The 17,199-nt window shown below is 62.3% G+C and carries 17 protein-coding genes, 1 other RNA gene and 1 pseudogene; 8 read left to right on the forward strand and 11 right to left on the reverse strand.

Annotated elements, in window-relative coordinates; genetic code table 11:
* The 4 genes from NB311A_RS09145 to NB311A_RS09160 all read left to right on the forward strand — a co-directional run.
* A partial coding sequence (locus NB311A_RS09145; RefSeq protein ID WP_009798240.1) for an ATP-dependent helicase C-terminal domain-containing protein occupies positions 1-902 on the forward strand: 902 nt, incomplete at its 5' end.
* Positions 903-983: 81 nt separating this feature from the next.
* The gene (locus NB311A_RS09150) at positions 984-1,694 is read left to right on the forward strand and encodes an MgtC/SapB family protein (protein ID WP_009798241.1); all 711 of its coding nucleotides are present in this window, start codon (positions 984-986) and stop codon (positions 1,692-1,694) included.
* 347 nt (positions 1,695-2,041) lie between these two features.
* Complete coding sequence (locus tag NB311A_RS09155; protein WP_009798242.1) at positions 2,042-2,569, forward strand: TIGR02281 family clan AA aspartic protease; 528 nt, start codon at positions 2,042-2,044, stop codon at positions 2,567-2,569.
* Between the two features lie 173 nt (positions 2,570-2,742).
* Positions 2,743-4,242, forward strand: coding sequence for a phosphomannomutase/phosphoglucomutase (locus NB311A_RS09160; RefSeq protein WP_009798243.1), 1,500 nt, complete (start codon positions 2,743-2,745; stop codon positions 4,240-4,242).
* Positions 4,243-4,320: 78 nt separating this feature from the next.
* Here NB311A_RS09160 and NB311A_RS09165 read toward each other — a convergent pair whose 3' ends face one another.
* The 3 genes and pseudogenes from NB311A_RS09165 to NB311A_RS22610 form a co-directional block, all read right to left on the reverse strand.
* The gene (locus tag NB311A_RS09165) at positions 4,321-4,830 is read right to left on the reverse strand and encodes an Lrp/AsnC family transcriptional regulator (RefSeq protein ID WP_009798244.1); all 510 of its coding nucleotides are present in this window, start codon (positions 4,828-4,830) and stop codon (positions 4,321-4,323) included.
* Between the two features lie 72 nt (positions 4,831-4,902).
* Positions 4,903-5,838 (reverse strand): sugar kinase, encoded by a 936-nt coding sequence (locus NB311A_RS09170; RefSeq protein ID WP_009798245.1) that lies wholly within the window; start codon positions 5,836-5,838, stop codon positions 4,903-4,905.
* Positions 5,839-5,918: 80 nt separating this feature from the next.
* A pseudogene (locus NB311A_RS22610) lies at positions 5,919-6,244 on the reverse strand (HIT domain-containing protein).
* Between the two features lie 137 nt (positions 6,245-6,381).
* On the opposite strand from NB311A_RS22610, the gene ffs reads away from it, so the two are divergent.
* From ffs to recR, 4 genes are all read left to right on the forward strand, one after another.
* Positions 6,382-6,478, forward strand: an RNA gene (ffs, locus tag NB311A_RS20505) — signal recognition particle sRNA small type.
* Between the two features lie 117 nt (positions 6,479-6,595).
* Complete coding sequence (locus NB311A_RS09180) at positions 6,596-8,440, forward strand: DNA polymerase III subunit gamma/tau (protein ID WP_040674665.1); 1,845 nt, start codon at positions 6,596-6,598, stop codon at positions 8,438-8,440.
* 57 nt (positions 8,441-8,497) lie between these two features.
* Positions 8,498-8,818, forward strand: a complete 321-nt coding sequence (locus tag NB311A_RS09185) for a YbaB/EbfC family nucleoid-associated protein (protein ID WP_009798248.1) — start codon at positions 8,498-8,500, stop codon at positions 8,816-8,818.
* 141 nt (positions 8,819-8,959) lie between these two features.
* Positions 8,960-9,565, forward strand: a complete 606-nt coding sequence (recR, locus tag NB311A_RS09190; protein WP_009798249.1) for a recombination mediator RecR — start codon at positions 8,960-8,962, stop codon at positions 9,563-9,565.
* A 126-nt stretch (positions 9,566-9,691) separates the two neighbouring features.
* Here the strand turns inward: recR and NB311A_RS09195 are convergent, their stop codons facing one another.
* The 8 genes from NB311A_RS09195 to yidC all read right to left on the reverse strand — a co-directional run bounded on the left by NB311A_RS09195 (position 9,692) and on the right by yidC (position 17,165).
* Complete coding sequence (locus tag NB311A_RS09195) at positions 9,692-10,252, reverse strand: 5'-methylthioadenosine nucleosidase (protein WP_009798250.1); 561 nt, start codon at positions 10,250-10,252, stop codon at positions 9,692-9,694.
* Complete coding sequence (dapE, locus tag NB311A_RS09200) at positions 10,249-11,418, reverse strand: succinyl-diaminopimelate desuccinylase (RefSeq protein ID WP_009798251.1); 1,170 nt, start codon at positions 11,416-11,418, stop codon at positions 10,249-10,251. Before dapE ends, NB311A_RS09195 begins: the two co-directional genes overlap by 4 nt.
* A gap of 8 nt (positions 11,419-11,426) precedes the next feature.
* Complete coding sequence (gene dapD, locus NB311A_RS09205) at positions 11,427-12,272, reverse strand: 2,3,4,5-tetrahydropyridine-2,6-dicarboxylate N-succinyltransferase (RefSeq protein ID WP_009798252.1); 846 nt, start codon at positions 12,270-12,272, stop codon at positions 11,427-11,429.
* A 74-nt stretch (positions 12,273-12,346) separates the two neighbouring features.
* A complete protein-coding gene (locus NB311A_RS09210; protein ID WP_009798253.1) occupies positions 12,347-13,063 on the reverse strand; it encodes a pyrimidine 5'-nucleotidase in 717 nt (238 codons plus the stop codon).
* The gene (argB, locus tag NB311A_RS09215; protein ID WP_009798254.1) at positions 13,060-13,956 is read right to left on the reverse strand and encodes an acetylglutamate kinase; all 897 of its coding nucleotides are present in this window, start codon (positions 13,954-13,956) and stop codon (positions 13,060-13,062) included. Before argB ends, NB311A_RS09210 begins: the two co-directional genes overlap by 4 nt.
* A gap of 163 nt (positions 13,957-14,119) precedes the next feature.
* Positions 14,120-14,521: a DUF423 domain-containing protein gene (locus NB311A_RS09220; RefSeq protein ID WP_009798255.1), complete on the reverse strand. Its 402-nt coding sequence runs from the start codon at positions 14,519-14,521 to the stop codon at positions 14,120-14,122.
* Entirely contained in the window at positions 14,518-15,171 is a 654-nt protein-coding gene (yihA, locus tag NB311A_RS09225; protein ID WP_040674767.1) for a ribosome biogenesis GTP-binding protein YihA/YsxC, read from the reverse strand. Before yihA ends, NB311A_RS09220 begins: the two co-directional genes overlap by 4 nt.
* Positions 15,172-15,320: 149 nt before the next feature.
* Positions 15,321-17,165 (reverse strand): membrane protein insertase YidC, encoded by a 1,845-nt coding sequence (gene yidC / locus NB311A_RS09230; protein ID WP_009798257.1) that lies wholly within the window; start codon positions 17,163-17,165, stop codon positions 15,321-15,323.
* Positions 17,166-17,199: the final 34 nt, after the last annotated feature.

Raw genomic sequence — 17,199 nt, forward strand, 5'->3', positions numbered from 1 at the left:
GGTCGTTCGTGCTTGCCAACGGCCGTGGTGCGTCGGTCGATCCGGCGTCCGTGCTGGCGCGCGCGCCCTACATCGCAGTTGCCGAACTGACCGGCACCGCAGCCAACGGCCGCATTCTGCTGGCCGTGCCGACCGCGCAGGCCGACATCGAAAGGCTTTTCGCTGACCAGATCGATACCGCCGACGAGGTCACGTTCGATCGCACGGCGATGAGTTTGCGGGCGCGGCGGCGCAAGCGGCTGCACGCAATCACGCTTGCCGAGTCGCCGCTCGCGGTCGCGCCCTCGGTTACGACAGCGCGCATCCTGGCGGCAGGACTGATCGATGCGGGTCTGGATCGCCTGCCGTGGTCGAAACCGCTGAAGCAATGGCGCGACCGCGTCATGTTCCTGCGCGCGGCGGAAGGCGAGGAGTGGCCGGACCTCTCCGACGCCGGGCTTGCGGCCACGAGCGAAAGTTGGCTCGTGCCCACGCTCTCCGACAAGACCGCTTTGAAGGAATTTTCGGCCGGCGATCTGTCGGACGCGCTGATGGCGCTGTTGCCATGGAGCTTGCGCGCGCGGATGGAGCGGGAGGCGCCGACCCATTTCGAGGCGCCGACCGGCACGATGCTCGCGATCGACTACGAAACCGGGCAGGGGCCGACCATCGCCGTCCGATTGCAGGAATTGTTCGGCCTGACGACGCATCCATCGATCGCGCAAGGCAAGGTGCCACTGGTTCTGGAATTGCTGTCGCCGGCGCATCGCCCGGTTCAGGTGACGCGTGACCTGCCGGGCTTCTGGCGCGGCAGCTATGCCGCCGTTCGCTCGGATCTGCGCGGGCGCTATCCCCGGCATCCCTGGCCGGATGATCCGGCCAATGCGACGCCGACACGGCGGGTCAAGCCGCGCGGGACCTGAAGCGGCCGGGTGACCAGGAACTGGCGCCATTGACGAGGCGTTAACATTGTGTCTCGCGCCGTGACCCACCTTGAGGCTTTCATGGACATGCCTCTGCAGCCGACCTGGTCGGATATCGCGATCCGCCTCGCTCTGACGATGGTCGCCGGCGGTATCGTGGGATTTGACCGGGGCGTGCAAGGGCACGCGGCCGGATTTCGCACCACCATTCTGGTCGGTCTTGCCGCTTCGATCGCCATGATCCAGGCAAACATCCTGCTATCGACCAGCGGCAAGACGGGTGAGTCTTTTGTCCAGATTGACGTCATGCGTTTGCCGCTCGGCATTCTGACCGGCGTCGGGTTCATCGGAGCCGGCACCATCTTCAAGAAGGGTGATCTTATCGCCGGCGTCACCACGGCGGCGACGCTGTGGCTGATGACAGTGATCGGGCTCTCGCTGGGTGGAGGTCAGCTCGTGCTCGGCATGGCTGCCACCGTACTGGCCGTCGTGACTCTGTGGGCGCTGAAATGGATCGACTATTTCATTCCCCGCGAACGCCGTGCCCGGTTGATCGTCGCCGACGATGCACAGATGCGGGCGGTCATCGAGCTGCCTCGGCTGGCCCAAGGAGCGGGCTACGAGGCTCGTTTTGCGGAAGCCAAGCGCCGCGACGACGGTTGGATCGATTGTTCGTTCGATCTCTCGTGGCGGGGTGCTGAACGGTCCTCGTCATCGACCGAACTTTTGATGCTGATCCACAGGCGCTATGCTGTCATGGCGTTCGTCTTGACGACGGAAGATGGCCGCTAGAGTCTTTCACCGCTTCATGGACACGGTGAAAGCCTCTGGAGCGGGATGAAAGTGTGTAGGTAGCGGTCTTCCGCCTCTAAAATATTGGAATCGATCACGTTCATGATTTTGGATCGATTCGATCCAAAATCATCGTGATCTAGCTTTTTGATCTGACGCGTTTTCTTCGCGTGAACCGGTCATCCACTTCGTTCGAAAACGCTGGAGGTCTTTTCGATCGCCTCACAGCTCGCCACCTGCGTTAACGCTTCACTCATCCTTTTGGCACAAATAACAGCTTCGCCACCGCTCGTGGCGGGCTGTCGGGGGTCGCGAGACCTGTCGTCATCTGTCAGTGAGTATGCGCCATGCGTAATCTGATGATTTTTGCCGCGCTTCTGATCGGCGCCGGCACCTATATGGCGCAACTGGCCGACGAGATGACCACCACCGCAGCCGCGCGGCCCACGACGTCCACGCAGTCGACAGCATTCGAGGCAATTCCGGATCGCGATCGCGACGGCATCCGCAGCATCAGCATTGCACGCGACGGCCGGGGCCACTTCCAGACGGAAGGCCGGATCGACGGCGAGCGCATCGGCTTCATGGTCGACACCGGCGCCTCCGTGGTCGCGCTCAACGAAAGTTCGGCCGCGCGGGTCGGCCTGCGGCCCTCGCGGAACGATTACACGACGACCGTGACGACGGCCAACGGCAAGCTCAAGGCGGCGCGCACCCGGCTCGCCAGGATCGACGTCGGCGGCCTCATCGTGCGCGATGTCGATGCCATGGTGCTGCCCGACGAGGCGCTATCTGAGAATCTGCTTGGTCTGTCTTTTTTATCCAAGCTCAAGCGCTTCGAATTCGCTAATGGGCGGATGGTGCTGGAACAATAGGCCGCCGCCGTTAATCGTGGTTGCGACGGCCTGCCGTTGCGAATTATGCCGTAATTGCCGTTCACGGGAACATGCTGCCTGCAAGGCGGCCCTGCACTCGCCAATGCTGTCTTTGCCTATGAGGCTGCACGTCACCTACGTTCATCCCTGTCATTCTAACGAGGCCCATCTGCATGTTTCCAAAGCCGAAACCCGTTCTGGCGCCGAATACCTATGCCTATGAGTCCGAGCCGATGGTGAAGCCGACCGGCTTTCGCGAATATGACGCGCGCTGGCTGTTTGGCAAGGAAATCAACCTGATGGGCATCCAGGCGCTGGGCATGGGGCTCGGCACGCTGATCGGTGAACTCGGCCAGAAGAAGGAGATCGTCACCGGTCACGATTTCCGCAGCTATTCGTCATCGATCAAATACGCGCTGATCTCCGGCCTGCTGGCGTCGGGCTGCAAGGTTCACGACATCGGGCTTTGCATGACGCCGATGGCGTACTTCGCGCAGTTCGAGCTTGACGTGCCCTGCGTCGCCATGGTGACGGCCTCGCATAACGACAACGGCTGGACTGGCGTCAAGATGGGCGCCAACCGGCCGCTGACGTTCGGGCCTGACGAGATGAACAGGCTGAAGGAGATTGTGCTCGGCGCAGCCTTCGCCGACAGGGCTGGGGGCTCCTATCAGTTTCACGAGAATTTCCCGGAGCGCTACATCGCCGACCTGACGAAGCGGCCGAAGCTGAAGCGCAAGCTGAAGGTCGTCGTGGCGTGCGGCAACGGCACCGCCGGCGCGTTCGCGCCGCAGGTGATGGAGGCGATCGGCTGCGAGGTCGTCCCGCTGGATACCGAGCTCGACCACAGCTTCCCGAAGTACAATCCGAACCCGGAAGACATGAAGATGCTGCACGCGATCCGCGATGCGGTGCTCGAAAACAAGGCCGATGCCGGTCTCGGTTTTGACGGCGACGGGGATCGATGTGGCGTGGTCGACAACACCGGCGAGGAAATCTTCGCCGACAAGGTCGGCGTCATGCTGGCGCGCGATATGTCGGCGATCCACAAGGACGCGCATTTCGTTGTCGATGTGAAATCGACCGGGTTGTTCGTCACCGATCCCGTGTTGCAGCAGCAGGGCGCCAGGGTGACCTACTGGAAAACCGGTCATTCCTATATGAAGCGGCGCACCAATGAACTCGGCGCGCTCGCCGGTTTCGAGAAATCCGGCCATTTCTTCTTCAACGCGCCGATGGGCCGCGGTTATGACGACGGACTGATCTCGGCGATCGCCGTGTGCGAGATGCTCGACCGTGCAGCCGGCAAATCGCTGGCCGATCTGAAGGACGCCTTGCCCAAAACCTGGTCGTCGCCGACCATGTCGCCGCATTGCGCCGACGAGGCCAAGTACGGCATCGTTGACAGCGTGGTGAAGCATTTCGAGGCGGCCAAGGCCAACGGCGACAAGGTGGCCGGCCAGCCGATCCGCGATCTCGTCACGGTCAACGGCATCCGGGTGACCGCGGAAGATGGCAGCTGGGGTTTGGTGCGGGCGTCATCGAACAAGCCCGAACTGGTGGTCGTGGTGGAAAGTCCGGTCTCCGAACAGCGAATGCGCGACATGTTCGAGGCGATGGACAGCGTACTGCGCACCCATCCCGAGGTCGGCGAATACAATCAGAAGATTTGATGATGACGAATAGACGGGTGAAGCCGATTTGGCGCGCTCTTGTCACGCGAACCGGGATCCACTTCGCTCGAAAGCGTTCTAAGCCGCACCTGCTGCCGGCACCGGCAGCGCCGTCACCGATTTGATCTTTTCCATCGCGAATCGCGAAGTGACGTTCTTGAGCGCCACGGCGCTGATCAGCTTTTTGTAAAAGAGATCGTAGCTCGCCATGTCGGCAACCACGACGCGCAGCATGTAATCGACGTCGCCTGCCATGCGATAGAGCTCCATCACCTCGGGCATCGCGCTGACCGCGTTGGCGAAGGTGGTCAGCCAGGCATCCGAGTGGTCGCCGCTTTCCACCGACACGAACACTGTGATGCCGAGCCCGATCTTGTTCTGATCGACCAGCGCCACCCGGCGCAGGATGATGCCGTCGGCTTCGAGCCGCTGGATTCGTTTCCAGCAGGGGGTCGAGGACAACCCGACCCGGTCGCCGATCTCGGCCACCGAGAGGGATGCGTCCTCCTGGAGCACGGTGAGGATCTTGCGGTCGATGGCGTCGAGGCGACGACCGGATTCAAGGGTCTGGAGGGCAAGCTCGCTCATGGGTAGAACATTATTCCAATAGCGGGGGAACTCAAGCTATTATATAGAAAAATATTCCAGCACAAGGGGCGGTCAGCAGGACTCCGCCTGATTCGAACTCCTATGCTCTAAAAAGGCTTCCACTTCAGCACGTTGCGGACAGGCGAGGGCGCCGCCGAAGCGGGTGCATTTGATGGCGGCCGCGGCGGAGGCGAACCTGAGTGCGGCTTCAAGATTCTGGTTCTCGATGATGGCGAGAACGAATGCGCCATGGAAGACGTCTCCGGCGCCCAGTGTATCCACGGTGCGGACCGGAAAGGTGGCGGTCTGGCGAAGGACGTTGCCGTTCGGATCGAGCCACACCGTCCCTTGGGAGCCGCGCGTTCCGGCAAGGAAGGATGGAGTGAGTTTGGCGAGCTTCTGCAATGCGGCCGCGTCGTCGGCGATGCCGGCGGTGGCTTGAAGCGCTTCACTGGAGAAAATCAGATGGGAGGATGCGGTCAAAAGACCGCCGTGCATCGGCATCACGCTATCGATATCAACGACGACGGGAATGCCGCGCCGCCGCGCTTCAGCGCAAAGACCGGTGCAGAACGCCGCGCAGCGACTTTCGACCAGAATGGCATTGCAATCTGCAAGCAGCTTGTCAGCCTCGGGCAGGCGCACTTTCCACAATTCGGGATCGCGGAAGGTGATGATGGTTCGCTCGCCGCCGGGATCGATCATGACGGTGGAGATCGGCGTCACCAGACCCGGCATGTGAACGATGTCCTGCATCGCAATGCCGAGTTCCGCCGCTTTGTCGAAGATGTAGCGGCTGGATGTTTCGCCGGCATCCCCCATGGGGCCGCAGAACGCCGCCCGGCCGCCGAGCCGGGAAATGGCGACCGCGGCGTTGAACGCGTTGCCGCCGGCGATTTCCCCGAAATGCGTTGCTTCGGCCTTGGATCCGCGTGCCGGCAGATCCGGCACGCGAAAGGTCAGGTCACGGACGGGAAGGCCGACACACAGGATGCGTGGCTTTTTCATACGGGAATTCTTGCCGAGGCGGGAGATCGAGACAAGCGCCTAAAACTCGCGGGTTCCGTGGGCGAGAGTTCCGCAATGCTCTAACAACATCCTGTCCTGCGCCGGATCGCACCCAGGAATGCTCCAAGTTCTGCCGCGTCATATGCGAGCGCGGGCGCTGCGCCCCAGATCGGGCGCGGCCAAGCGGCGTCGCTCTTACGGCGGACGCGTGAGCGATCTCCGTCATCAGGCGTGCGCGGTCGTCGCGATCAAGGTCGATGATCTCGATCGCGCCAGGCCGTCTTGGCACCAGAATGAGCCAGGGATAGCTGGCGTCCTTGCTGAGCAGAAGCCGGCTGAGCGGCAGGTCGCCGATGCCGACTGTGTCGTTGTCGAGCTGCGGGTGAAGCGACCAGGCTTCGGACATTCGTTGCGGACACTTTTTAAGGAATACCGATGCAAACTGGCGCGGCGATCCGCCGCGGTCAATGGTTCGCAACAGCTTGTTTCCGAGGGGGGCCTCGCTGCTTGCTTTCCTGTGCTTTTGGCCCCAAATAGGAAACGGGAGATTGGCGGTGGACGAGCCACTCGCCAACCGGGTCAGGTCCGGAAGGAAGCAGCCCTAACGAGGTCCGGATCGGGTCGCTCGTCAGTCTCCTACCTCTTTTGGGTGAGCCAGGTTTTTCGCAGATCTTGCCAGCGTCGGATCGGCGCGGCCCGAAGGTTCGCTCCGTTGTTCCGCAAGCCGGCTTCGAGAGAGAAAATTGCGGATCGCTCAATGACCGATGCTGGCCATCCTCCAATGCTCCCCGATGACGCGGCCGGTGAAACCGGCCTCGACCTCGGCGTGATGCCAGCCGCATCGAGTGCGCAGTACCGGGTGCTGGCGCGCAAATACCGTCCGGCCAGCTTTGACGATCTCATCGGACAGGAGGCGCTGGTGCGCACCGTGTCCAATGCGTTTGAAACGGGGAGGATTCCGCAGGCCTGGATCCTCACCGGCGTGCGCGGCGTGGGAAAAACCACCACCGCGCGAATTCTTGCGCGTGCGCTGAACTACGAGCTTGCGGACGGCTCGGTGCAGGGACCCACCATCCGGATGCCGCAACTCGGCGTGCATTGCCGGGCCATTATGGAAAGCCGGCATATCGATGTGCTGGAGATGGACGCCGCTTCTCATACCGGCGTCGACGATGTCAGGCAGATCAACGACGGCGTGCGCTACGCGCCGTCGAGCGCACGCTACAAGGTCTACATCATCGACGAAGTTCACATGCTGTCGACGCCGGCCTTCAACGCGTTCCTGAAGACGCTGGAAGAGCCGCCGGAGCACGCGAAATTCGTGTTCGCGACCACCGAGATCCGGAAAGTGCCGGTGACGGTGCTGTCGCGCTGTCAGCGGTTCGACCTCCGCCGTGTCGAAGCCGAGGTGCTGATGGCGCACCTTGCCAGTATTGCGGCGAAAGAGAATGTCGAGGTGGAGCCGGAGGCGCTCGGCATCGTGGCGAGGGCGGCCGAAGGCTCGGTGCGAGATTCCCTGTCGCTGCTCGACCAGGCCATCGCTCATGCCGCCGGCGTGGTTCGGGCCGACGCCGTACGGCAGATGCTGGGTCTTGCAGACCGTACGCGGATCATCGATCTGTTCGAGGCGTTAGCGCGAGGCGACATCGCGAGCGCATTCGGCGAGTTTCGTTCTCAATACGAGACCGGCGCCGATCCGGTCGTCGTACTCAGTGATTTGGCCGAATTCGTCAACTTCGTGACACGGATCAAGATCGTTCCGGCGATCGCCGATAATGTCGCATTCGGGGAAACGGAGCGTCTGCGCGCTCGCGATTTCGCCGTGAAACTGTCGATGCGCGTGCTGTCGCGGATGTGGCAGATGCTGCTGAAAGGGATCACGGAGGTTCAGGGCGCGACGCGGCCGGCGGCAGCGGCCGAGATGGTGCTTGTGCGCATCGCCTATGTTGCGGATCTTCCGACGCCTGATGAGGCGATCCGGCTGCTGGACCGGAATGGCGGTGAATCGCCAGTTGCCGCCAACAACGCCGCGCCGCCCCGATCGACACCGGGGCCGGTGTCATCCGTCCAATCGTCGGCTGCGCGTTCATTGTCGCCGCGTGCGGCGGCACAGCCGGCTCATCCGCAGGCCGTCGCGCCATCGGTCGACACAGCGGGCGCAAGCGCAACTCCCGCCGTGCGGATCGAGAGCTTTACCGAACTGGTGGCGCTTGCCGGCGAAAAGCGTGATCTGATCATCAAGGCAGCGCTGGAGGCCGACATGCGGTTGGTCCGCATGGAGGACGGCCGGCTTGAGGTCGCGCTGGAGCGCAGCGCGGCGCGCACGCTTGTGAACGATCTTGCGCGCAAGCTGGAACAGTGGACAGGCCGGCGCTGGACCGTAATCGTTTCCAACGAGCCGGGCCAGCCGACATTGCGCTCTCAGGCGTTGCTGCAAAAAAGCGAGCGGGAGCGCGCCGCAGAGGCCGATCCGCGCGTGCAGGATGTGCTGGCGCGTTTTCCCGGCGCCAAAGTGGTCGAGGTACGAAAATTCGCTTTATCGTCGCCGGATTCTGATACCGCTCCTGACGAACTGGCCGACGATCTCGACAGCGGCGATTAGAGCCTTGGGCTCCGATGGAGTCAGAATCGGAAGACTCCAGCAAAAAAGGAAAGTTTGATGGCTGATTTTCTCGGCATGATGAAGCAGGCGGCTCAGTTTCAATCCAAGATGAAGGCGATGCAGGACGAACTCGACCACATCGAGGTCGAGGGCACGTCCGGCGGCGGCCTTGTCACCGTGCGGATGACCGCCAAGATGGACGTCAAGGGGATCTCGATCGATCCGTCCCTGATCAAGCCCGACGAACGTGAAATCCTTGAGGATCTTGTCGTGACCGCGCTTGGCGATGCGCGCCGCAAGGCGGAGGTCGCAATGCAGGAGAAGATGCAGGCATTGACCGGCGGGCTCGGTCTGCCGCCCGGCTTGGGGTTCTCGTGATCCGCGCATAAAATGCGTCAGCCCCAAAATTACACGCTTCTGATTCAATCAGAAGCGGGGGCTTTTTGATTTGACGCGTTTTCTTCACGCGAACCGTTATCCACCACTTCGCTCGAAAACGCTCTAAAAGATAGATAGAAGATGCCGACCGCCGTCACCGGACCCGAGATCGATCGTTTGATCCAGTTGCTCGCGCGGCTGCCGGGGCTTGGCCCGCGCTCGGCGCGGCGGGCGGCGTTGCACCTGATCAAGAAACGCGAGGCGTTGATGGCGCCTCTGGCAAGCGCACTACAGGTTGCGATCGACAGGATCCTGGTCTGCGAAACCTGCGGTAACATCGACACCCGCAGCCCATGCACGGTCTGCACGGATGTCCGACGCGATCCGTCCATCATCGTCGTGGTTGCCGATGTGGCGGACCTCTGGGCGCTGGAGCGTGCTGGCGCTACCAACGGATTCTATCACGTGCTCGGCGCCACGCTGTCGCCGCTCGATGGCGTCGGCCCGCAGGACCTCACCATCGATGCGCTGGTGTCGCGGGCGCATGATTCGCGCGTGACAGAAATCGTGCTGGCTCTGAATGCCACCGTCGACGGCCAGACCACCGCGCATTACATCACCGATCTGCTCGGCGACGCCAATGTGAAGGTGACGCGGCTCGCCCACGGCGTTCCGGTCGGGGGCGAACTTGATTATCTCGACGAGGGGACGCTATCGGCCGCGATGCGGCAGCGTACTCTGTTTTAGCATGGAGCCTTTTCTCTTCTGATGAGAGCGCGCTCTGATCGAGTTTAATCGGACCATGCTCTGGAAACGATTGTCTGGTCGCTTTTTTCTCGCGGCGAACCGGTACCCACTTCGCCGGAAAATGCTTCAAAAGCGAATCCGTTCCAGTGCATCCCAGAACAGACCCTCGCCGTCCTTTACATTGGCGGTCCAGTCCTGATGCGCGAGGTCGTTGGCGTCGTCGGTGATGAACTTGAACCCGCGCCATGGCAGGCCGTGCCGCCGGCACACTTGCGCAACGGCGAACAGCTCCATATCGACGATGTCGATGTTGTTCTCGATCAGCCACGGATCGGAGCTTGTAACAAAACTGTCGCCGGTCCCGCAGACGACGCCACCCTGGCCTGAAGTCAAAAAATCGAGTTCCGGGGCGAACGGCGTGCGTCCGCGCGGCGCCAGTGGCATCGCCATCATATCGCGCTGGACAACGCTTGACACTTCCACGAGGCCCTGAAGCGTCTCATTGATCTTTCCCGCGGTGCCGTAGTTGATGACAAGCGCCGGGTGCAGCGTCAGCAGCGCCAGCGTGGTTGCGCTGGCGGCATTGATCTTGCCGACTCCGGTGTAGATCACCCGGACGCCGTCGGGAGCGCGCGCCTTGTCGAGTTCGTCGTCGATGGCGGTGAGGACGAGGATTTTGCCGTTCATGCGAAGTAGCGGTCCAGCACGCCGCGATAGATGCGGGTCAGTCTTTCGAGGTCGGTCACCGGCGTGCGCTCGTCGATCTGGTGCATCGTCTGTCCGACCAAGCCAAACTCGATCACCGGGCAATAGTCCTTGATGAAACGCGCATCCGACGTGCCGCCGCCGGTGCTCAACTCCGGTCTGCGGCCGGTGACGTCCTCCACGGCCGCGGCCACGAGATCGGTGAACGGGCCGGGCTTGGTCAGGAATACGTCGGCATTCGAGGGCTCCCACACGATGCGGGTCCGAATGCGATTGCCCGAGGCTTTGGCGACGCGCGCTTCGATCAGTGCGCGCAGTGATTCCTGACTGTGATGATCGTTGAAGCGAATGTTGAATTTCGCGCGCGCCTGACCGGGAATCACATTGGCCGCCGGATTGCCGACATCGACCGAAGTGAACTCCAGATTGGAGGGCTGGAACTGGGCGCTGCCCTGATCCAGCGGCTCGCTGACGAGCGCCGTGATCAGCGCGGCGATGTCCGGAATCGGATTCGACGCGCGGTGCGGATAGGCGACGTGCCCCTGCACGCCATCGACATACAGCGTGCCGGATTGCGAGCCGCGGCGGCCGATCTTGATGCAGTCGCCGAGTTCTTCAACATTGCTGGGCTCGCCGAGTACGCAGTGATCGAATTTCTCGCCGCGCGCGTCGGCCCATTGCATCAGCTTGACGGTGCCGTTGACGGCGATGTCTTCCTCGTCGCCGGTGATCAGGAACGAGATCGAACCGTTGCCGTCTTTCCCCGGCTGGCCGCCATGCGCCGCCAGATAGTCCAGCGCGGCCGCGACGCCGCAGGCGATCCCGCCCTTCATGTCGACCGCGCCGCGCCCGTAGAGAAAACCATCAACCACGTCGCCAGAGAACGCGCCACGGGTCCAAGCGCTCTCATCGCCTGGAGGCACGACGTCCGTATGGCCGGCGAACGCGATGTGAGGGCCGGTCGTGCCGATACGGGCATACAGATTGTCGATGTCGGCAGCGCCCGGTTCGCTGAAGGTGATGCGGTGGACATCAAATCCGGCGCCCTTGAGCAGCGTCTCCAGCACGCCGAGCGCGCCTGCATCCGCCGGCGTGACCGACGGGCAGCGAACGAGATCGCGAGCGATGGAAAGCGCATTGTTTTCCATCGTCGTTATCAGTCCCGCAGCAGTTCGTTGATGCCGGTCTTGGAGCGGGTGCGTTCATCGACGCGCTTGACGATGACCGCGCAGGCGGTGGACGGACCGGGCTGACCGTTTCCCAGCGGCTTGCCCGGCAGCGCGCCCGGCACCACCACCGCGTATTCCGGCACTTCGCCCATGAAGATTTCGCCGGTGGTGCGGTCGACGATCTTGGTCGAGGCGCCGAGGAAAACACCCATCGACAGCACCGCGCCCTTGCGCACGATCACGCCTTCCGCCACTTCCGAGCGCGCGCCGATGAAGCAATCGTCCTCGATGATCACGGGCCCGGCTTGCAGCGGCTCCAATACGCCGCCGATGCCCGCGCCGCCGGAGATGTGGACCCGCTTGCCGATCTGGGCACAGGAGCCCACCGTGCACCAGGTGTCGACCATGGTGCTCTCGTCAACGTAAGCGCCAAGATTGACGAACGACGGCATCAACACGACGTTCCTTGCGATGAAAGCCGAGCGGCGCACGATCGCACCCGGCACGGCCCGGAAACCGGCGCTACGAAACCGGTTCTCGTCCCAGCCCTCGAACTTCGACGGCACCTTGTCCCACCACGCGGCTTTGCCCGGGCCGCCAGGGATCGTCGTCATGTCATTGAGGCGGAACGACAGCAGCACGGCCTTTTTGAGCCACTGATTGACCGTCCACCTGCCGTCGGCCGCACGCTCGGCGACGCGCGCCTCGCCCTTGTCGAGCAGGCCGAGCGCATGATCGACCGCCTCGCGCACCTCGCCTTTGGTCGCGGGGGTGATGGTCTCTCGCGCGTCAAACGCGCCGTTGATGGTGGTTTCGAGCGATGCGGTGGACATAGGATTTTCCTGCGCCGTTACTACGCGGATGTAGTTTGTCAACGCGGTTGTTCTCTTGGACGGCGGCAGACATGTCAAGCTGAGCGCGCCGTCAGCCCTGCCAGAAAGCCGGAGAGATCGTCGGTGACGTGGTCGACGTGCGGCGCACCGCCGCGGCCTTCCATTTCCCAATCCTCGCGCACGACCTCGCGTGTCCCGTCCGGCACCACCAGCACGGTCGTCATCCCGAGTTCATGCGGGACGACGAGATTGCGCGCCAGATCCTCGAACATCGCGCTTCTCGCGGCATCGACGTGATGCCGTTCGAGAAAGCGACGATAAGTCTGCGGTGAGGGCTTCGGCTCCATCTCCGCGGCGATGATGTCGAACACGGCCTCGAAGTGATGTCCGAAACCGAGTCGCTCCAGCACCTTGCCGGCGTGGGCGGTCGAGCCGTTGGTCAGAATCAGCTTGCGGCCCGGAAGCTTTTCGATCGCCGCGCCCATCGCCGGATTGGGGTCGAGCGGCGAGTGGTCGATCTGATGGACGTAAGCGAGATAGTCGTCGGGCGAGACGCCGTGCTCGGTCATCATGCCGCGCATGCTGGTGCCGAAGCGCTTGTAGTAATCCTTCTGGATGCGTCGCGCCTGAACGGGATCGACGTTGAGGAACTGGCCGATATATTCGCCGATCCGGGCGTCGACCTGTTGCCAGAGATTGACGTGATGCGGATAGAGCGTGTTGTCGAGATCGAACACCCAGGTGTCGATGTGACTGAAACCGCGTTGTGGCTGTCGCGTCGCGTCGATCACTTGTGAATCAGCGTTCCCGTACCCTGATCGGTAAAAAGCTCCAGCAGAACCGCGTGAGGAGTCTTGCCGTCGATGATGACCACGCCGCCGACGCCCTGTTCGAGCGCGTAAATGCAGGTTTCGACCTTCGGGATCATGCCACCCGAAATCGTCCCGTCGGCGATCAGCTTGCGGGCGTCGCTGATCGATAGCTCCGGAATGAGCTTTTTCGACTTGTCGAGCACGCCGGGAACGTCGGTGAGAAGCAGCAGGCGCTTGGCCTTCAACGCGCCGGCCACCGCGCCGGCGAAAATATCGGCATTGACGTTGAAGGTCTGGCCGCCTGTCGAGGTGGCCAGCGGCGCCAGAACCGGGATCAGTTCGTGGCCGATCAGCTGATTCAGAAGCGTCAGATCGACGTGTTCGGGCTCGCCCACAAAGCCGAGGTCGATGACCTTCTCGATGTTGGAATCCGGATCCGCCATCATCCGCGTGGCCTTCGAGGCGGTGACCATGTTGCCGTCCTTGCCGCAGAGTCCGACAGCCTTGCCACCGGCCTCGTTGATGTAGCCGACCAGTTGCTTGTTGATCGAACCGGCAAGCACCATCTCGACGATTTCAATCGTCGCCGCGTCGGTGATGCGCAAGCCGGCGGCGAACTCGGATTTGATCCCAAGCCGTTGCAGCATGGCCGCGATCTGAGGGCCTCCGCCATGCACCACCACCGGATTGATCGCGGTCTGCTCGAGCAGCACGATGTCGCGGGCAAACTGGCGAGCGACGTTCTCCGAGCCCATCGCGTGGCCGCCGTACTTGATGACGATGGTCTCCTCGTCATATCGCTGCATGTGCGGCAGCGCCTCGGACAGGATACGCGCCTGATCGAGCGGGCTGATGCGGGGGTCATCGGACATGAAGCTGATCTCTCGGCCGGCGGGATGAAGCGAAACTCTAGACGTTGTTTTGACGCGTTTTCTTCACGCAAACCGGTATCCATCCTTGGGTCACGGCCCAAGGACATGCTTCGCTCGAAAACGCTATAGCCGATCGGCGGCAGGATCGCAAAGCCGCGTCGGGTCAGGATCCGGACTGGTCGGAACGGGCCTTGGCGCGGGGCCAGACGGCGGCGACCGCGAGCACCAGCCAGCCGAGGATCATCAGCGTTCCGCCGGTGGGAGCCGCCATCGGGAAAAGCCGGTGCTCGAGGAATTGCAGCATCGTCAGGTCGGTGCTGAACAGGGTCGCTCCTGCGACGAAGCTGCCGGCTGCGGCAAGACCGAGGCGCGAACGAACAATCTGCCGATCGGCAAGAAGCGTCGCCAGAAGCGCGGCGGGCGCATGAAACAGAAGCATTGACGACGCTGCCGGCAGAAGGGTGCCGCCCGCCTTGTGCGCCGCGACCGCCGCCAGAATGACGCCTGCCGCGCCCATCAGTCCTGCCGCGAACACGACGACCCTAAACGAACCGACCTGCGTCATCGCTGATGTTCTCCAATCAGGCGGGCCATCGCGGCGCGCAACTCCGGCATTCCGTAACCTGTGCGCGACGACGTGGCCAGCACGTCCGGAAACGCCGCGGAGTGGCTGAGGAGTTGCGTCCTGGTCGCGTCAATTCGCTTCTCAAGTTCGGCGGCCTTCACCTCGTCGGCCTTGGTGAGCACCACCTGGTAACTTACCGCGGCTCTGTCGAGAGTGGTCAGGACGTTCCGGTCAGTGTCCTTGATGCCATGGCGGGAGTCGATTAGCACATAGACCCGCGCAAGGGTCGCGCGCCCGAGCAGGAACCGGTGGATCAACGAGGTCCAGGACGCGATTCTGTCCTTCGGCGCCGACGCAAAGCCATAACCCGGCATGTCGACCAACCGGACATCGGTGCCCTTGGGACCCTCGAAGAAGATCAATTCCTGGGTTCGTCCGGGGGTGCGCGAGGTTCGGGCCAGCGCGTTGCGGCCAGTCAGCGCGTTGATCAGGCTCGACTTGCCGACATTGGAGCGTCCGGCGAATGCGACCTCGAGGCCAGCCATGGGCGGCAGCGTTTCGATCGAGGGCGACGCCCAGATGAATTGCCAGTCCCCGGCAAACAGCCTTCGGCCTTGCTCGATCAGCGCCGCATCGGGGTCGGGCGTCATGCGAAGAGGCCTTTCTGACATGGCACTGCGCGTTCGCGGTACGATCAGCCGATCTTGCGCGTCGCGGCTGAATTCAGAAACGCTCTCGCCGGACATCGGATGGCTTCGTCCGTCATGTTCATCGCAGCGACCGCATGGCGAAGACCGGTCTATGTGGTTTTCTTCGCCGGGTTGTCGGAGGGTTTGCGGCGGAAGGTCGACTTCACGTTATCAAACAACTCCACCTTCACGCCGTTGCGGCGCATGATGTAGCTCTGCTGGATCACCGACAGCGTGTTATTCCAGGCCCAGTAGATCACGAGACCGGCCGGGAAAGCCGCGAGCATGAAGGTGAATATCACCGGCATCCAGTCGAAGATGATCTTCTGGGTCGGATCCGGCGGCGTCGGATTCAACTTCATCTGGAACCACATCGTGATGCCCATGATGATCGGCCACGCACCGATCGCCAGATAGGGCCCCAACAGCGGCACCACGGAGGGGTCGTATGGCAGCAGTCCGAACAGATTGAAGATGTGGGTCGGATCGGGCGCGGACAGGTCCTTGATCCAGGCGAAGAATGGTGCGTGACGCATCTCGATGGTCACGAACAGCACCTTGTAGAGCGAGAAGAACACGGGAATCTGCAAGAGCATCGGAAGACAGCCCGAGATCGGGTTGATCTTCTCCTTCTTGTAGATCTCCATCATCTCCTGCTGCAGCTTCATCCTGTCGTCCGGATATTGCTCCTTCAGCGCGGTGATCTGCGGCTGGACCGCCTTCATCTTTGCCATCGAGGCGTAGGATCTGTTGGCAAGCGGGAAGAAGACCAGCTTGATCAGCACGGTCACAACCAGGATCGCGACACCGAAGTTGCCGAACACATGAAAGAAGAAGTCCAGTGCGAGGAACATCGGCTTGGTAATGAAGTAGAACCAGCCCCAATCGATCAGCAGGTCGAAATGGTTGAGGCCGAGTTGCTTGTTGTAGCCGCCAAGCTCCACCAATGGAAAATTGAGGCCGACAACGCCCGCTTCCTTGGCGCCCGCGAAAAGGCGCGTGCTGAGCGAGCCGGTGCCGCCGGCCGGGATTGTCCGCGCATCCTCCAGGTAGTCGGTCTGGTAGGTCTTGACTGAACCCGCCTGATCGGACGAGAAGCGCGCCTGCAATCGCGCGCTCGTGTCGGGCAGCAGGGCCGCGGCCCAGTATTTGTCGGTGATGCCAAGCCAGCCATTGGTGACATCGAAGCTGACGGACTTGGCCTCATCGATTTTCTTGTAGGAATACTCCTGCAGTTTCTGGTCGCCGAGATAGCCGATGAGGCCTTCATGCAGAATATAGTAGCCCGAGACCTGCGGCGTGCCGTGGCGCGAAATCAGCGCGAACGGATACAGCGTCACCGGCGCGCTGCCGGTGTTTGAGACCTCGTCCTTTATCGTGAAAAGGTACTGATCATCGACCGAGATCGTGCGGCGGAACGTCAGTCCTTCGCCGTTGTCGTATTTCAGCGTGACCGGGGTGGACTCGGTCAGTGCGCCTGACCCCTCTTGCTGCCATGGAGTATCGCGGTCCGGAACCCGGACGGTCGATCCGGTGGCCGGAACCCATCCGAATTCAGCATAATACGGATTGGCCGTGCCGGAGGGCGAAAACAACTCGATTGCGGGAGACGCGGGATCGACCGTCTCGCGATACTTGGTCAGCAGGAGGTCGTCGATGCGCGCGCCAGTCAGCGACAGGCTTCCGCTCAGGCGAGGGGTGTGGATCTTGACGCGCGGCTTGGACGCAATGGCAACATCCCGGGCAACCACGGCAGATTTAGCCGCGGGCTGACCGGGCGTGGGTGAATTCGGTGCGGCCTCGGAGGACTCCTTCTGAGACTTGGCGAGCTCGCTTTGCGCCTGTTGCGCGGCGCGATCCTTTTCCATTTGCGGGATATTGTAGAAATACTGCCAGGCGATCAGCACGAGAGCCGACAGAACGATAGCGATAATGGTATTGCGGTTCTCAGACATCGTTCAGGGTCTCGTCACTCGATTCGGGGTGCGG

This window comes from Nitrobacter sp. Nb-311A (assembly GCF_000152905.1).
Classification (GTDB): domain Bacteria; phylum Pseudomonadota; class Alphaproteobacteria; order Rhizobiales; family Xanthobacteraceae; genus Nitrobacter.

Coding starts and splice junctions, on each gene's coding strand:
- NB311A_RS09150 (WP_009798241.1), top strand. CDS start 984: ATGGACATGCCTCTGCAGCCGACCTGGTCGGATATCGCGATCCGCCTC.
- NB311A_RS09155 (WP_009798242.1), top strand. CDS start 2,042: ATGCGTAATCTGATGATTTTTGCCGCGCTTCTGATCGGCGCCGGCACC.
- NB311A_RS09160 (WP_009798243.1), top strand. CDS start 2,743: ATGTTTCCAAAGCCGAAACCCGTTCTGGCGCCGAATACCTATGCCTAT.
- NB311A_RS09165 (WP_009798244.1), bottom strand. CDS start 4,830: ATGAGCGAGCTTGCCCTCCAGACCCTTGAATCCGGTCGTCGCCTCGAC.
- NB311A_RS09170 (WP_009798245.1), bottom strand. CDS start 5,838: ATGAAAAAGCCACGCATCCTGTGTGTCGGCCTTCCCGTCCGTGACCTG.
- NB311A_RS09180 (WP_040674665.1), top strand. CDS start 6,596: ATGACCGATGCTGGCCATCCTCCAATGCTCCCCGATGACGCGGCCGGT.
- NB311A_RS09185 (WP_009798248.1), top strand. CDS start 8,498: ATGGCTGATTTTCTCGGCATGATGAAGCAGGCGGCTCAGTTTCAATCC.
- recR (WP_009798249.1), top strand. CDS start 8,960: ATGCCGACCGCCGTCACCGGACCCGAGATCGATCGTTTGATCCAGTTG.
- NB311A_RS09195 (WP_009798250.1), bottom strand. CDS start 10,252: ATGAACGGCAAAATCCTCGTCCTCACCGCCATCGACGACGAACTCGAC.
- dapE (WP_009798251.1), bottom strand. CDS start 11,418: ATGGAAAACAATGCGCTTTCCATCGCTCGCGATCTCGTTCGCTGCCCG.
- dapD (WP_009798252.1), bottom strand. CDS start 12,272: ATGTCCACCGCATCGCTCGAAACCACCATCAACGGCGCGTTTGACGCG.
- argB (WP_009798254.1), bottom strand. CDS start 13,956: ATGTCCGATGACCCCCGCATCAGCCCGCTCGATCAGGCGCGTATCCTG.
- NB311A_RS09220 (WP_009798255.1), bottom strand. CDS start 14,521: ATGACGCAGGTCGGTTCGTTTAGGGTCGTCGTGTTCGCGGCAGGACTG.
- yihA (WP_040674767.1), bottom strand. CDS start 15,171: ATGACGCCCGACCCCGATGCGGCGCTGATCGAGCAAGGCCGAAGGCTG.
- yidC (WP_009798257.1), bottom strand. CDS start 17,165: ATGTCTGAGAACCGCAATACCATTATCGCTATCGTTCTGTCGGCTCTC.